This window comes from Streptomyces sp. NPDC111802, from assembly GCF_055634335.1.
On record NZ_JBVKCZ010000017.1, the window covers coordinates 21,050 to 35,244 of the forward strand.

The following is a 14,195-nucleotide window of genomic DNA, read 5'->3' on the forward strand; positions in this document are numbered from 1 at the left end:
CGACGGCGCAAGCGGTCACTGTGGACACGAACGCCTGGTACATCATGGTCAACCGCAACAGCGGCAAGGCACTGGACGTGGCGGGCGGGAGCTCCGCGGACGGCGCCGCGGTCACGCAGTGGGCCCGGCACGACGGGACCAACCAGCAGTTCCAGTTCGTGGACTCCGGTGACGGCTACTACCGGTTGAAGGCCAGGCACTCCGGCAAGGTGCTGGACGTCTCCAGCTGGTCGACGGCCGACAACGCCGCCATCCACCAGTGGAGCGACCACGGTGGCGTGAACCAGCAGTTCCGGTTGGCGGACTCACCGGACGGATACGTCCGGTTGATCAACCGCAACAGCGGGAAGGCCGTCGAGGTACCGGGCTTCTCCTCCGCCGACGGGACCGGCATCGTTCAGTACTCGGACTGGGGCGGCGTGAACCAGCAGTGGAAGCTCGTCCGCGCCGGCTTCACCGGCTTGCCCTCCTGCTGACACCGCTATCCGGTTCAAGCCCACCGATACTCCCCTTGCCCGCTGGGCAAGGGGAGTATCGGTCTGCGCGCACCCGAGGTCGCACAGCCGACAGCGAGGTCCGAAAAAACTTGGACCGGGCGCCAACCTTTTCTGAAGAGGATCGAACGCTGGGATGCCCGGTCCTGACCACTGCGTGCTGCGCAGCGCGCTCGGGAGACGTGGCGCCGCCCTGAACCGTGTGCCAGGCACGGCAGGCCGCGTTCTTCCCCTGAGCGATTAGCCGGCGCACTGCTCCACGGGGTCCGCGAGATCCTGGCCCGGCTCCTGCCGAGACGGCGACGACGCAGCAACCTCCGCGTGGTCAAACGCAAGATGTCCACAGATCGACCACCTGCAGACCCGGTTGCGGGACGCCGAGATGCACCTGGAGCACCTCACGATCACCCGCAAGACCGTCACCGGTCTCACCGACCGGCTCCCGGCCGTCGCGCCGGACCTGCCCGAACACCCGGACTACCCCTGCATCCTCGCCGCCTTCAACTCGGATGTGCGGTCCACGGGTGGCGGTGGTCCGGGCGACCGTCGGTCTCTGTCGTTCTGGCGGGATGCCGGCCGGCCGGTCCGGCGGGACTGCCGGCGGCCGATGCGCCGGGTCATGAGCACGATGGCACGCTGGGCCCACGCCGGTGGGCGGCGTCTCGCGTGCCGTCGGCCCGGCACCCGTGGTGATCGCGGATGCCGGGCCGACCGTGCAGAGAGAGGCGGTCCGTCAGCCCTGGCGGGCCTTGAAGCGCGGCTCCTTCTTGTTGATCACGAAGGTCACGCCCCGACGGCGCACCACCTGGGCGCCGGGCCTGGCCTTGAGTGAGCGAAGCGACTTGCGCACCTTCATCGTGGTCTCCTCTCGACTGGCCGGTGAGTCGGCTGTCAGTGGCCGGCGGCGGTACGGCCATAGCGCCGCTCGAATCGCTCCACACATCCTGCGGTGTCCAGGACACGTGAGGTGCCCGTGTAGAACGGGTGGCTCGCCGACGAGATCTCGACGTCCACCACCGGGTAGGTCTCGCCGTCCTCCCACTCGACCGTCCACCGCGAGTCGAGCGTGGAGCGGGTCAGCATGGCGAATCCCGACGCACGGTCGCGGAAGATGACCGAACGAGAGACGGGATGAATGCCGGGCCTCATGGAATGTCCCTTCGTCACGTTTGCTGCGAAGCAGCGGGATGCCGACGTCAGCGTTCCTCGCGGAACATGACGTGAGCGTCGGCGACCGGGTCGTACTTGCGCAGGACCAGCCGGTCGGGGTCGTTGAGACGGTTCTTGCGGGTCACATAGGTGACACCGGTGCCGGCCGTCGACGTCAGCCTCACGACGGGCCGTGCGCTGCTGCGTGCCATTGGGGACTCCCTTCCGCCACCATGCGAGCCAGTTGACTCGAACATGTCAGGTACGGGGTTCAACAACATGCCCCGGTGCCGCATTCCCGAGCCCCTCTCGGCAGGGACAGCCGCCGCTCGTGACCATGCAACGCGCACGTCAGCCGGTAGATTCCCGATGTCCCAGGGGTCGTGAGTGCTGCCTGCCCCTCCGTTCGGAGGCCGGGACAGCCCACCGCGCCGTCTGCGGGACGTCGCGCGCGCCGCCTACGTCGCCGCCGACTAATCGCCGTTGCCCATCAGCCGGCGCTGCGGCGGCCTGCCCTGGTCGGACAGCCACTCGGCGGGCAGGCAGCATGGCTCACCGCAGATGCACGCCCCGGATCAGCCCTCGCGCTCCAGTACCGGCCACGATCTGCCGTAGGAACCACAACGACGCCGAGGCCTGACCCGCAGATGCTAGGCGGCCAGTGTCTCGTCCTCTTGCGTGGTGCTCTTACGGCCGGCGCGGTACCCCTGCAGAAGTGCATCCGCCGCGGCAAGAGCCTCATCGGCAGTGCGGGCGCCGGTCATCACGCAGAGCGTGTACGTGGCGTCCTCGAGAGCGCGGCTGGTGCGAACGGTGGGAAGCACATCGTGCTCGATGCACGACTCTGCAAACCGGGCCAGGGCGGCACGCAACTCCTTCTCAGCCGGAAGGATCATGGCAAGTCCCCTCTCAAAGACGCAGCCCGCATGCCGCTCGGCGTCACCAGGAAGAGCAGGCTGGATACAGGGCTTCTCACGCCACCGCCCGGCACCAAGCAGCGCCGGGCAGAACCCCAAGTGCCCCGCGTTGAAGGATTTACGCCTGAAACTGCCCCGGAGTCCCCCGTGCGGAGCAAGCGGCCGGCCTCCCCCTGCCGGGTCACGGGTCGAGCGCGGCGGAAACGACGTCGGCAGCAGACCAGCGGCTCGCTCTCTACGCCCGTGACGAGCGGGGTGCGCCGGCCGACGGCAGCAAGACAAGCACCGCGAGTGCCGGGCTGCAACGGCAGCGGGCGACGAGGAGTATGAGTAGGGCACGGACGCGGGCGGCCGACGTACCCGCTCTCGCGGGCGCGGAGCGGATGCGGATGCGGATGCGGATGCGGATCAGGGGAAACGGAGCGGCTGTGACGAGTGGTGACGCCGTCTTGTCGGACCTTCTGGCGCGCTCCCACAGGGTGGCCGCCGGGGAGATTCCTGCGCTGATCGACGAGGCAGGGCATCGCCTGGGCCTGTCGAGTACCCAGGTGTACGTGGCCGACCTGCAGCAGAACCGGCTGGTCCCCTTGCCGCACCCCTCCCCCGCCGCGGTCGCCGCCATTGACATCGACGGTTCGCTGGGCGGCCTCGCCTACCGCACGCAACAGGTCCAACAGTCCCGCGACGGCAGCACGGCCTGGCTGCCGCTGATCGACGGAGTCGAGCGAGTAGGCGTCATGAAGGCCGGTGCGCCCCTCCTGGGACCCGCCCTGCTCGAGACCTGCCAGGCGTTGGCGGGACTGGCAACCCTGCTGGTGATGTCCAAGTCGACCCACAACGACCTGCTCATCACGCAGGCACGCTCGCGGGCCATGACCACCCAGGCGGAACTGTTGTGGGCGTTCGTGCCGCCGCGCACCATCGGCACCCGGCACGTCACCTCCAGCGCTCTCCTGGAACCGGCCTACGACGCCGGCGGAGACGCCTTCGACCACAGCCTCAACGACGGCGTACTGCACCTGACCCTGTTGGACGCCATGGGCCACGACCTGGCCTCCGGAGGCGCAAGCGCGGTCGCTCTCGCGGCCTGCCGCGCCACCCGCCGTGCCGGTGGCACCCTCACCGACATCGCCGCCACCATCGATCAGACCCTCAGCCAGTGGATCCCCGACCGCTTGCTGACCGCCGTCATCGCCCATCTCGACATCACCACCGGTCACCTCACGTGGATCAACTGCGGCCATCCCGCTCCACTGCTCATCCGCGACGGTCACGTCCTGCCCCAGGCCCTGGAACGCCCCCCGCAACTCCCCCTCGGCCTCGGACTCGACACCGGAACCGCACCGACCGAGCACCACGCCCGCCTCCAGCCCGGAGACCGCATTCTGCTCTACAGCGACGGCGTCACCGAAGCTCGCTCAGCCGAAGGCACCCTCTTCGGCGAACAGCGCCTTACCGACACCGTCATCCGCTCCATGGCAACAGGAAACAACGCCCCCGAAACCCTGCGCCGCCTCATCCAGAACCTCCACCAGGAACACCGCCTGCACGACGACGCCACCATCCTGCTGACCCAATGGCACCCCACCTGACCCGCAAGTCACCAACAGAGGGACCGCGTCCCGAATCTGAGTGTGGGTCAGCACGTCTCACCCGGTGTACCGGTCGATCGGTCTACCGGTCTACCGGTCTACCGGAGACTGACTGTGCTGAGGCATCAATGAGTCCCCAGGTCACAGCACCGCACCTGACGGTAGATCAACGGGCCGCCCGTGGCGCATGATGGAGCGCCCGTCCCCTCACAAGCGAGGTGCCGCGTCCCGATGAACCGCAAGACCAGACTCCTCCTGGCGGGCCTGGCCTCCGTGGGCGGCGCCGTCGCCGGCGCGGGCATGCTGCACAACCGCCGGCCCGATCGCAGGGAACGCCTCCACGTCACCGTCTTCAGCGAGCCCAACTACATGGGCCGCAACGAGAGTCTGACCTGGACCGGCGGCGAGCGCGAGGTCGTCCCGCTCACCCGGGTACAGCTGCCGCGCATCGGCTCGATCAGGCTGGAGCGGCTCGTGTACCGCTTCCAGCCCGAGGTGCGGCTACCGAACATGTACATCCTGTGGCACGCCCTCACCGAGCGCCCGGACCGCACCGACCCCGAGGACGGCGTGACCAGCTTCATCGCCATGCACGAGCTCGCCGGCATGTTCTCGGTGGGGTGGTGGGAGCCGGTCCGCGAGTCCGAGGGGCGGTCGGGAGTGCGGCTCTGGGCCGGGCGACCCGGCTGTCCGCCGGCCGCGCTCGACGAGGAGGACCCTTCCGGTAAGGCGACTTCCGACGAGGCGGCCGCTCCCCGCACCCAGCCCTGGCACGACGTCCTGGCCAACACGCCCGACCTCGGCTCCTGGGGCACCCGCACCCGCTACCTCGAACTCGGCTACCACCGCGGAAGCACCCACAACGGCTGACCGGCCGCCTGCCCCCCCCCGGATCCGAAGCCCTCAGGCCGAGCCACCCATCCGCGACGGCCGGTCCGGACCCTCGACCTCCTCCACCGGCGGCATGAACGCGCGCAGCCACCGCTCCGTCTGGGCGACATGCGCCTGGGCCGCGCCGGCCGCGGCGACGGGGTCGCGGTCGGCGATGGCGGTGGCCAGGACGCGGTGGTCGTCGTCGCTCTTCCTACGCATTTCAGGGCCTTCGGGCAAGGTGAAGACCTGGTACTTGCGGGAGCGGGACCGGAAGACCGCCAAGAGGGAGGCCAGGGTGGGGTTGCCGCCGACGCGGGCGATTTCCGCGTGGAAGCGGTGGTCGAGTTCGGAGGCCTTGGTGGGGTCGCTCGTGGCCTCCATGTCCTCGATGAGAGAGAAGAGCGTGCGCACCGTCTCCGGCGTGCAGCGGGCCGCCGCCTGGGCGGCGACGTGGGCCTCGAGGACGCGCCGGATCTCGTAGACCTCCAACAGGCCCGACAGCGGGAGGAGTTCGAGGGTCAGGGAGAGGCTGCCGATCACGTCCTCGGGCCTCAGTTGTGAGACGTACGTACCCGAGCCGTGCCGCGGCTCGATGACGCCCAGGGCGGCGAGCATCCGTACGGCCTCGCGCAGCGATCCCCGTGAGACGCCCAACTCCTCACAGAGGTCGCCCTCGGGCGGAATGCGCTCACCGGGACCGAGGCGTCCCGTCGCGATCATGTGCCGTAGGCCGTGGAACGCCCTGTCGACTGCGGACATCCGTCCCCTTCCTCCCCCTGACGGGCCCGCGATCACGCCGCGGTCCCCTCGGAGCACTGTAGCGAGTCTCAGATGTGAGTCGCAGATGTGTCGGATGCGTCTCCCCGAAAGTCATCTGATGACTTTCACTGTACGACCCTTGTTTCCGTCCAGAAAGCCGTGCAGGATGCCGAGTCATCATATGAGTCCGGGGAATGGACCTGACCTTCCGCGGGACCGCCCAGCCCCTGCCCCTGCCCCTGCCCAGATGTGGAGTCCTGTGAGCGAGACCGAGGTGACCACCGCACCGCGCCCTCTGCTGCTGGCGGACGGCCGGCCCGCCGACCGGGCGTGGTCGCTGGATCCTGCCCTCAAGCACCTGAACCACGGCTCCTTCGGGGCGGTTCCGCTGGTGGCGCAGGAGCGGCAGGAACTGCTGCGGGTGGAGATGGAGCGCTCGCCGGTGGTGTGGTTCCCGGCGCTGCCGCAGCGGCTGGCCGCCACCCGTGTCGAGCTCGCCGACTTCCTCCATGTCAATGCCGACGAACTCGCCCTCGTCCCGAACGCCAGCGCCGGCGCGAGTGTCGTCTACGCCGCCCTCGCCCTCCGCCACGGCGGGGAAATCCTCGTCACCGACCATGGCTACGGGGCGGTCACGATGGGTGCCGAGCGGCTGGCACGTCGCTGGGGCGGCCGGGTCCGTACCGCCCGGGTGCCGCTCGACGCGGACGAGGACCAGGCATACGAGGCCGTGGCGGGCGAGCTCAGCGACGCCACCGAACTCGTCGTCGTCGATCAGATCACCTCGGCTACCGCGCGCCGACTGCCGGTGGAGCGCATCGGGGCGGAGGCCGGGCGCAGAGGCGTCCCCGTGCTCGTCGACGGCGCGCACGCGCCGGGGCTGCTCGCTGCCCCGCTCGCCGACGCGACGTACGACTTCTGGACCGGCAATCTGCACAAGTGGGGCTGCGCCCCGCGCGGCACCGCGGCGCTGGTCGCCCGCGGCCCGCTGCGCGATCGGCTCCACCCCCTCATCGACTCGTGGGCAGCGGCCGACCCCTACCCCGACCGCTTCGACCAGCAGGGCACCATCGACGCAACCGCCTACCTGGCCGCGCCGACGTCCCTCGCCTTCGTCGAGCGCACCTGGGGGTGGCCCGCTGCCCGCCGCTACATGGACGACCTGGCCGACTACGGCGCCCATGTCATCGGCACCGCCTTCGCCGAACCGACCGGTGCGGACTGTGCGGTCGACGTCGGCATGCCCGTGCCCGGCATGCGTCTGGTGCGCGTCCCGGACGGCCTCGCCGCCGACCGGATCGAGGCCGACGCACTGCGTGACCGGGTGGCCCTCGAACTGGGCGTGGAGGCGGCCTTCACCAGCTTCGACGGCATCGGCTACATGCGTCTGTCCGCCCACGTCTACAACACCGCCGCCGACTACGAGTACTTCGCCGAGGAATGCGTCCCCGTCCTCGGCAAGTGGGCCCGAGAGAACTCAGGGAAGAGGTCAGCACAATGAGAAGAAGGACGGCAGCTCTCGCGCTCGGCACCGCCGCCGCGATGGTCCTGACCGGCTGTTCCACGATGAGCCCCGACGCGAGCGGGACTGTCACCGTCAACATGGTCGAGAGCCTGACGAACCCCACCCGCACCGACCTGCTCAAGGACCTCATAGCCGACTTCGAGCAGCAGAACCCCAAGATCAAGGTCAACCTGGTCTCGCCGCCCACCGAGCAGGCCGACCAGAAGCTCCAGCAGATGCTCCAGTCCGGCAGCGGGGTGGATGTGCTGGAGGTCCGCGACATCACCGTCGGGCCCTGGTCGAACAACGGCTGGCTCTACGACATGAAGAAGGATCTCGGCGGCTGGAAGGGCTGGCAGGCCATGACGGAGAACGCCGTCAAGGCCTCGCAGGACGCCAAGGGCAGAACGTACTTCGTTCCGTACGGCTTCTACGGCCTGAGCCTCTTCTACCGCACCGACCTGATCAAGAAGGCGGGCTTCAGCAAGCCACCGGCGACCTGGTCGGAACTGCTGGAGCAGGCCGCCGCCATCCACGACCCGGCTCAGCGCCGTTACGGCTACGCCTTCCGCGGTGGCGCCAACTCCAACAGCAACGCCACCGCCGCCATCGAGGCCTACCTCGCCGACCAGGTCGACCCGGCCAACGGCTTCAAACTCAAGAACGGCCGTACGATCTTCTCCGCGCCAGAGGCGGAGGACGCCATCGAGAACTACCTCAAGCTCTTCAAGCAGGCGTCCCCCAAGTCGTCCGTCTCCTGGGGCTACCCGGAGATGGTCGAGGCCTTCTCCAACGGGTCGACGGCGTTCCTGCTCCAGGACCCCGAGGTGATCGCCACGGTCTCGGAGTCCAAGTCCATCTCGAAGGGGCAGTGGGGCACCGCGCCGCTGGTGGCCGGGCCCGGCGGCAAGACCGTGCAGCCCCTGGCCACCGCCGGGTGGGGTGTCGCCAAGGGCAGCAAGCACAAGGCAGAGGCCGTCAAGCTGGTCGAGTTCCTCTCCGAGGGCGCGGCGTCGACGACGTTCACCAAGAAGAACAGCCTGGTGCCCATCCTCAAGTCCGCGAGCAGCGACTCCTTCTACCGGACCGGCCCCTGGTCGAGCTACGTCACCATGACCGAGCACCCGGAGAAGTACCTGGTCGTCACCCAGCCACGCGGCGTGACCTGGTGGGCCGAGTGGCAGCAGAAGGCGGACGCCGACGTGCAGAAGCTGATCCTGGGCAAGACGACGCCCAAGAAGCTGCTCGCGGGCTGGGACGCGTACTGGACCGAGAAGTGGCAGCAGGAGCAGTAGACATGTCCGTCGCTTCAACGACTACGGCGAAGACGACCGCGCCGGGCAGTGGGGAGGCCTCCCGCAAGCGAGGTCTCCCCCAACGGGGCCGCCGACGGGAGTTCACCACCCGGCGCGGTCTGCAAATCGCCGCCTTCATGGCGCCGGCCGCGGTCCTCGTGGCGGTCTTCACCTACTACCCGATGATCGCGGGCGGCCAAATGGCCTTCCGCAACTGGAAGTTGACCGACCTGACCGACACCTCCTGGGTCGGGCTCAAGAACTTCCGCGACGTCTTCGCCGACCCTGCCTGGGGCACCGTGCTGGGCAACACCGCGGTCTGGGTGATCGGCTCGATCGTCCCTCAGTTGGTGATCGGCTTCGCCCTCGCGCTGTGGCTGCGCCGTCGCTTCCGCTTCCGCGGCCTCTACCAGGCGCTGATCTTCTTCCCCTGGGCGATCTCCGGATTCCTCATCGGCATCCTCTTCCGCTGGCTGTTCAACAGCGAGTTCGGCGTCGTCAACGACCTGCTGCAGAAGGCCGGACTGATCGACGAGCCGATCGCCTGGCTGGCGGATCCGAAGACGGCGATGGTGGCCGTGCTCGTCGCCAACATCTGGTACGGCGTCACCTTCTTCGCGATCATGATCCTGGCCGCCCTCCAGTCGATCCCCGACGAGCTCTACGAGGCCGCGGCGCTGGACGGCGCGGGCAAGGCACGCACGCTGTTCCAGATCACCATTCCGTACATCCGCACCACGCTGGCACTGACCGTGCTGCTGCGGGTGATCTGGATCTTCAACTTCCCCGACCTGATCTTCGGAATGACCGGAGGCGGGCCGAACAACGAGACACACATCGTGACCACCTGGATGATCAAGATCACTCAGCAGGGCGACTACGGCAGAGCCTCCGCGCTCGGCCTCCTCGTGGTGGCCGCGCTGCTGGTGTTCGCGGTGTTCTTCCTCATGGCCACACGTGAGAAGAAAGGGGTGAGGCCGTGATCGGCAAGGAGACGACGGCCGGCCGTGCCGTCAAGTTCACCTTCCTCGGTGTGTGGCTGCTCTTCACCGTCTTCCCGCTCTACTGGATCACCGTCACCTCGCTCAAGGCGCCCGGCGACATCTTCCACTTTCCGCTCGCCTACTGGCCCGAGCGCTTCTCCCTGGAGAACTACAGCGGCCTGTTCGGCACGGCGGACTTCGGGACGTACCTCACCAACAGCCTCGTCGTCTCCACCGTGGCCGGCGTGACGGCCACGGCGATCTCGATGCTTTCGGCGTATGTGCTGGCCCGCTTCGAGTTCCGCACCAAGTCCGCTCTGCTGATGGCCGCCCTGGTCACCCAGATGATCCCGTCGTTCATCGCACTCGGGCCGCTCTACCTGCTGATGACCGACCTGAGGCTGGTCGACAACCGCCTCGGACTGATCCTCGTCTACATCGCGGTGTGCATCCCCTTCTGCACGGTGATGCTGCGCGGCTTCTTCGAGAACATTCCGGACGCGCTGGAGGAGGCCGCCATGATCGACGGCCTGTCCCGGTTCGGAGCGCTCTTCCGGGTCCTGTTGCCGGTGATGCGCCCCGGCATCATCGCCGCGTTCATCTTCAACTTCGTCAACTGCTGGAACGAGCTCTTCCTGTCGGTGACGCTCATGAACAGCGACAGCAACAAGACCGTACCCACGGCCCTGAACGGCTTCATCTCCAGCTTCAACATCGACTGGGGCTCGATGTCCGCGGCGGCCGTGCTCACCATCCTGCCGACCATGCTTCTGTTCGCCTTCGCCAGCCGCCACATCGTTCAAGGCCTCACGTCAGGCGCGGTGAAGGGCTAGCGTCGGTAGCTGTGGCTGTGGCTGTGACGGTGGTTGCGGCTGTGGCGGTGGCTGAAGGCAGTCACCGCCAGGGTGGTCAGGACGAGCACTCCCGCCGTCTCGACGTACAGGGTCGGGCGCACCAGCTCCGCGTCGATGTACTCGTTGAACCCGAACAGGCCCGCGGTGAGGCTCAGGAACAGCGCGCCCAGCGCGCCGACCGTGAACAGCGCGGTGACGGCGGCGACCGGGCCGAGCCCGCTCACGGGCGTGACCAGCAGCGCCAGGGCGAGCAGGATGCCGACAACGCCGGTGAGCAGGAAGAGCGGCCCGATCGTGGCGAGGTCCCGGTAGCCCTCGGCCCACAGGCGCAGATGGATCGCGGCCATCGCCGCCGTCAGTCCGGCGCCGGCCAGACGCAGGACGAGCCGCGCGCCCGCTCGGTCAGTAGCCATTGCCCGGGGAGGTGTTGTTGTCGGACGGCGCCGAGGCTCCGCCGACGGTGATGTCCGTCTTCATGCCCTGGTCCTTGTGTCCGTCGACCGGGCAGTAGACCTCGTACGAGCCGGACTTGAGCGTCACCGTGAGAGTCGTGGACTGACCCGGCTCGATCGTCTTGCTGCGGTCCTCGCCGCCGGGGCCCTCGATCTCCAGGGCATGGTCGTGCGAGCCCGTGTTGTTCGCGGTGAAGGTGTACTGGCCGGGCTGGAACTTCTCCGTCGAGAGCTTGATGTGGAAGTCGGACAGCTCCGCCGTGACCTTGGTGCCAGGGCCCTCGCTGTTGCTGGTGCTGTTGTCGTTACTGCTGCTGCCGTCGCCGCCGCCTCCACAGGCGGCGAGCAGGGCGGTCAGGCCGCCGGCGGCCACGCCGAGGAGCAGGCGGCGGATGTGCGGGATGGTCATGAGTCGGTCCTCCGGTTCGTCCCCCCGCAAGGGGTACGACGCTGCCGGGCCGAGGGATTGCGGCCCGCGGGATCACGCGGGCGGAGAATGGACGTAAGGCAATCCGTTGCAGGCGGCGAAACGTATCCCTGGTATGTGGCGCATGGGCCTCTCCCTCGGGCGGGTCCCCGACGAGGCACTGCTCACCGGTCTGACGACGGGCGATCCGGAGCTCGCCGTCGCGTTCGTGCGCCGTTTCCAGCGCACGGTCTTCGGCGTGGCCGTCGCCGTCCTCGGCGACCCCCAGCTCGCCGAGGACGTCGCCCAGCAGACCTTCGAACGGGCCTGGCGGCACGCACAGATGTACGACCCCCGGCGCGGTTCCGTACGGTCCTGGCTGACGGCGATCGCACACAACCTCGCGATCGATGCGGTACGGGCCCGGCGTGCCAGCCCGGTCGCCCCGGAGGACCTGGACACGCTGCTCGGCATCGTGACCGAGACGCCCGAGCGGCGGGCGCTCGCTGACGACAGCGCGGAGCGGGTCAGGCGGGCGGTGGCGGAGCTGCCCCGGGAGCAGGCGCGGGCCCTGGTGATGGCCGGGATCTACGGGATGACGGCGCGGGAGGTCGCGGACGCTGAGCACGTTCCGCTGGGCACGGCGAAGACCCGGATCCGGAGCGGGACGCTCAAGGTACGAGCGCTCCTTGAAGAGGCGGAGAAGCGGTGAGCGGCATGGAGTGCGAGCGGCTGCGTGAGCTGGACGCCGAGCTGGTGCTCGGGGTCCTGCCGGCCCGCGAGCGCGCCGAGGCGGTCGCCCATCTGGACCGCTGCCCGGAATGCCGGGAGCACGTCGAGGGGCTGACGGTGGTCGGCGACGGTCTGCTCGCCCTGCTGCCGGGCGCCGAGCCGCCGGTCGGTTTCGAGAGCCGGGTCGTACGGGCCCTGGGCGCGGCGCCCGCGCCGAAGCGGCGTAGGCACCGGCTCCGGCTGGCGGCGGCTGCGGTGGCCGCGGCCCTGGCCTGTGGTTTCGGCGGATGGGCGATCGGCACGGTGGTCGAGGCCGCGCCACCGTCCGTCTCGCAGCGGACGGACGACGGCCTGCGGGAGGCGGCCTTGGTCTCCGACGGCCACGAGGTGGGCCGTATCTACGCTCATGCCGGTGACGAGGTCTGGGTGTACATGTCGGTGGACCTGGACGGGAGCAGCCGGGAAGGCTCGGTGCGCTGTCTGCTCGTTCGGGCCGACGGGTCGACGGTCCCGTTGGGTTCCTTCCCGCTCAAGGACGGCTACGGATACTGGGGCGGGCCGGCCATGACCGACCCTGCGACCCTGACCGGCGCCCGCCTGACGGCCCCGGACGGAAGCGTCGTGGCCACGGCGAGCTTCCCGACGAGTTAGGCCGTGTCCGCAGGCGGTCTCGTTTTGACCAGCGGGCAGAGCGGGACTGAAATCGATTCGAACGGGCACTCGTACGCCACCAACGATTGAGGGGTGGCATACCGCTCATGGAGATCTCAGGCGTCCTCAGCGCCATTGTTATCGGCATTGTGATCGGTGTTCTCGGCCGACTCGTCGTTCCCGGCCGCCAGCGCATTGGCGTCCTCTGGACGATCGCAATCGGCATCATCGCCGCGTTCATCGGAACCGGCATCGCCTCCGGCCTCGACGTCGCCGACACCAAGGGCGTTGACTGGGTCGAGTGGCTGTTCCAGATCGCTCTCGCGGCCCTTGGCGTTGTCGCAGTCAGCAAGGTGAAGCTGCGCCACTGACCGAAGGTCTCACAGCACCTGACGCGAACAGAGCGCGCAGGCGCACACCCACCTCGCCGGCGCGGACAGTCCCCCGCCGGCGAGGTGGTCCCGCTTCCGGCTCCGGCAGGAACCACGGGCCGCCGCGCCGGTCGGTTCACGGCGCGGCGGCCACTGTCCGTCGGCTTCCCGCGTCACGCACCCGGTCCGGGGTCCGGCTGGACCGGTGATTCGATGCCGGCGCGAGCCGCTTCCAGTTGTGCGGCGAAGGCGATGCCGAGGAAGAGTACGACGGCGGTGAGGTTGGCCCACAGCAGCAGGGCGATGAAGGCGGTCAGAGGCCCGTACACGGCGCCGAAGGCACCGCTCTCCTCGACGTACAGCGCGAGCGGCCAGGTGGCCGCCACCCACAGCACGAGGTGTACGGCCGAGCCGAACGCCAGCCAGGTGTAGCCGGGCTGGTCGCGGCGGGGCGACCAGCGGAAGATCACTGCGGAGGCCACCCAGGCCAGCGCGAGCCCCACGGGGACGTCGAGCACACCCCACCACTGCGGCCCACCGCCCTCCCAGTCGGCGGAGTCAGCCACCGCGTCACCCACGGCCTCACCGGCGACGAGCACGACGAACCCGAGCACCAGGGGCAGACCGGCGGCGAGCGAGAGAACCATCGCCCGCCCGTACTTGCGCGGGAAGGGACGGTCGCGCTCGATGCCGTAGATACGGTTGGCGCCGCGCTCGATCTGGCCCATGGCCGAGGCGAGGTTCAACAGTGCGAACCCCAGGCCGAGCCACAGAGCGAGCGTGCTCCAGACGTCGCCGTGAGCGGTGCGCCGGGTGCCCTGGAAGGCGTCCTCGACGATGTCGGCGCTGGCACCCGGCACGATCCGGCCGAGGGTGAGCTCGATGATCCGGCCCACGCCCTCCGTGTGCACCGACGTGGCCAGCCCGACGAGCGCCACGGTGCACGGCACCAGACCGAGCACCACCTGGAAGGCGAGAGCTCGCGCGTTGGTGAAGCCGTCCGCGTAACGGAACCGTGCGAACGAGTCGGTCAGCAGCCGCACCCCTCCGTAGTGGCGCAACGCGGTGAACGCCTCGTCGCCGGAGAGCTCCTCCCCGATCATGTCCCGGGTCTGCGGGACGTGGACGGCAATACCCATCGCGTCAACGCTCCTAGTCTCGCC

Annotated in this window: 18 protein-coding genes; 10 read left to right on the top strand and 8 right to left on the bottom strand. The window is 69.0% G+C overall.

The window, feature by feature from the left end; translation table 11 throughout:
• The first annotated feature begins 20 nt into the window (after positions 1–20).
• The gene (locus ACZ7NC_RS20120; protein WP_471490212.1) at positions 21–476 is read left to right on the top strand and encodes an RICIN domain-containing protein; all 456 of its coding nucleotides are present in this window, start codon (positions 21–23) and stop codon (positions 474–476) included.
• A 751-nt stretch (positions 477–1,227) separates the two neighbouring features.
• Here ACZ7NC_RS20120 and ykgO read toward each other — a convergent pair.
• The 4 genes from ykgO to ACZ7NC_RS20140 all read right to left on the bottom strand — a co-directional run bounded on the left by ykgO (position 1,228) and on the right by ACZ7NC_RS20140 (position 2,539).
• Entirely contained in the window at positions 1,228–1,350 is a 123-nt protein-coding gene (gene ykgO, locus ACZ7NC_RS20125; RefSeq protein ID WP_055619862.1) for a type B 50S ribosomal protein L36, read from the bottom strand.
• Between the two features lie 35 nt (positions 1,351–1,385).
• On the bottom strand, positions 1,386–1,643 hold the full coding sequence (locus tag ACZ7NC_RS20130) for a type B 50S ribosomal protein L31 (RefSeq protein ID WP_471490001.1): 258 nt from the start codon (positions 1,641–1,643) through the stop codon (positions 1,386–1,388).
• A 47-nt stretch (positions 1,644–1,690) separates the two neighbouring features.
• A complete protein-coding gene (gene rpmG / locus ACZ7NC_RS20135; RefSeq protein WP_471490003.1) occupies positions 1,691–1,855 on the bottom strand; it encodes a 50S ribosomal protein L33 in 165 nt (54 codons plus the stop codon).
• A 438-nt stretch (positions 1,856–2,293) separates the two neighbouring features.
• Complete coding sequence (locus ACZ7NC_RS20140; RefSeq protein ID WP_471490004.1) at positions 2,294–2,539, bottom strand: DUF5133 domain-containing protein; 246 nt, start codon at positions 2,537–2,539, stop codon at positions 2,294–2,296.
• A 347-nt stretch (positions 2,540–2,886) separates the two neighbouring features.
• On the opposite strand from ACZ7NC_RS20140, the gene ACZ7NC_RS20145 reads away from it, so the two are divergent.
• Complete coding sequence (locus ACZ7NC_RS20145) at positions 2,887–4,152, top strand: PP2C family protein-serine/threonine phosphatase (RefSeq protein WP_471490006.1); 1,266 nt, start codon at positions 2,887–2,889, stop codon at positions 4,150–4,152.
• Positions 4,153–4,383: 231 nt separating this feature from the next.
• The gene (locus tag ACZ7NC_RS20150) at positions 4,384–5,022 is read left to right on the top strand and encodes a hypothetical protein (RefSeq protein ID WP_471490008.1); all 639 of its coding nucleotides are present in this window, start codon (positions 4,384–4,386) and stop codon (positions 5,020–5,022) included.
• 33 nt (positions 5,023–5,055) lie between these two features.
• Here ACZ7NC_RS20150 and ACZ7NC_RS20155 read toward each other — a convergent pair whose 3' ends face one another.
• A complete protein-coding gene (locus tag ACZ7NC_RS20155) occupies positions 5,056–5,784 on the bottom strand; it encodes a FadR/GntR family transcriptional regulator (protein WP_471490010.1) in 729 nt (242 codons plus the stop codon).
• A 259-nt stretch (positions 5,785–6,043) separates the two neighbouring features.
• Between ACZ7NC_RS20155 and ACZ7NC_RS20160 the strand changes: the two genes are divergently transcribed.
• From ACZ7NC_RS20160 to ACZ7NC_RS20175, 4 genes are read left to right on the top strand one after another with little or no spacing between them, the layout of a single operon-like run.
• Positions 6,044–7,285 carry an aminotransferase class V-fold PLP-dependent enzyme gene (locus tag ACZ7NC_RS20160; protein WP_471490011.1) on the top strand — a complete coding sequence of 414 codons (1,242 nt, stop codon included), beginning with the start codon at positions 6,044–6,046 and terminating at the stop codon, positions 7,283–7,285.
• Entirely contained in the window at positions 7,282–8,583 is a 1,302-nt protein-coding gene (locus tag ACZ7NC_RS20165) for an ABC transporter substrate-binding protein (protein WP_471490013.1), read from the top strand. Before ACZ7NC_RS20160 ends, ACZ7NC_RS20165 begins: the two co-directional genes overlap by 4 nt.
• 2 nt (positions 8,584–8,585) lie before the next feature.
• Positions 8,586–9,566: a carbohydrate ABC transporter permease gene (locus ACZ7NC_RS20170; protein ID WP_471490014.1), complete on the top strand. Its 981-nt coding sequence runs from the start codon at positions 8,586–8,588 to the stop codon at positions 9,564–9,566.
• A complete protein-coding gene (locus ACZ7NC_RS20175; protein ID WP_471490016.1) occupies positions 9,563–10,399 on the top strand; it encodes a carbohydrate ABC transporter permease in 837 nt (278 codons plus the stop codon). Before ACZ7NC_RS20170 ends, ACZ7NC_RS20175 begins: the two co-directional genes overlap by 4 nt.
• On the opposite strand, the gene ACZ7NC_RS20180 is transcribed toward ACZ7NC_RS20175, so the two are convergent.
• On the bottom strand, positions 10,396–10,833 hold the full coding sequence (locus ACZ7NC_RS20180; protein WP_471490017.1) for a hypothetical protein: 438 nt from the start codon (positions 10,831–10,833) through the stop codon (positions 10,396–10,398). The two genes, ACZ7NC_RS20175 and ACZ7NC_RS20180, sit on opposite strands and share 4 nt — an antisense overlap.
• Positions 10,823–11,281, bottom strand: coding sequence for a cupredoxin domain-containing protein (locus tag ACZ7NC_RS20185; protein WP_471490019.1), 459 nt, complete (start codon positions 11,279–11,281; stop codon positions 10,823–10,825). The genes ACZ7NC_RS20180 and ACZ7NC_RS20185 overlap by 11 nt, the downstream gene beginning before the upstream one ends.
• 133 nt (positions 11,282–11,414) lie before the next feature.
• Between ACZ7NC_RS20185 and ACZ7NC_RS20190 the strand changes: the two genes are divergently transcribed.
• The 3 genes from ACZ7NC_RS20190 to ACZ7NC_RS20200 all read left to right on the top strand — a co-directional run bounded on the left by ACZ7NC_RS20190 (position 11,415) and on the right by ACZ7NC_RS20200 (position 13,032).
• Positions 11,415–11,990: an RNA polymerase sigma factor gene (locus tag ACZ7NC_RS20190; RefSeq protein ID WP_471490021.1), complete on the top strand. Its 576-nt coding sequence runs from the start codon at positions 11,415–11,417 to the stop codon at positions 11,988–11,990.
• A gap of 5 nt (positions 11,991–11,995) precedes the next feature.
• Entirely contained in the window at positions 11,996–12,661 is a 666-nt protein-coding gene (locus ACZ7NC_RS20195; protein ID WP_471490214.1) for a hypothetical protein, read from the top strand.
• Positions 12,662–12,768: 107 nt separating this feature from the next.
• Complete coding sequence (locus tag ACZ7NC_RS20200; RefSeq protein WP_471490023.1) at positions 12,769–13,032, top strand: GlsB/YeaQ/YmgE family stress response membrane protein; 264 nt, start codon at positions 12,769–12,771, stop codon at positions 13,030–13,032.
• Positions 13,033–13,205: 173 nt separating this feature from the next.
• Here ACZ7NC_RS20200 and ACZ7NC_RS20205 read toward each other — a convergent pair whose 3' ends face one another.
• On the bottom strand, positions 13,206–14,171 hold the full coding sequence (locus ACZ7NC_RS20205; protein WP_471490024.1) for a YihY/virulence factor BrkB family protein: 966 nt from the start codon (positions 14,169–14,171) through the stop codon (positions 13,206–13,208).
• Between the last annotated feature and the right edge of the window lie 24 nt (positions 14,172–14,195).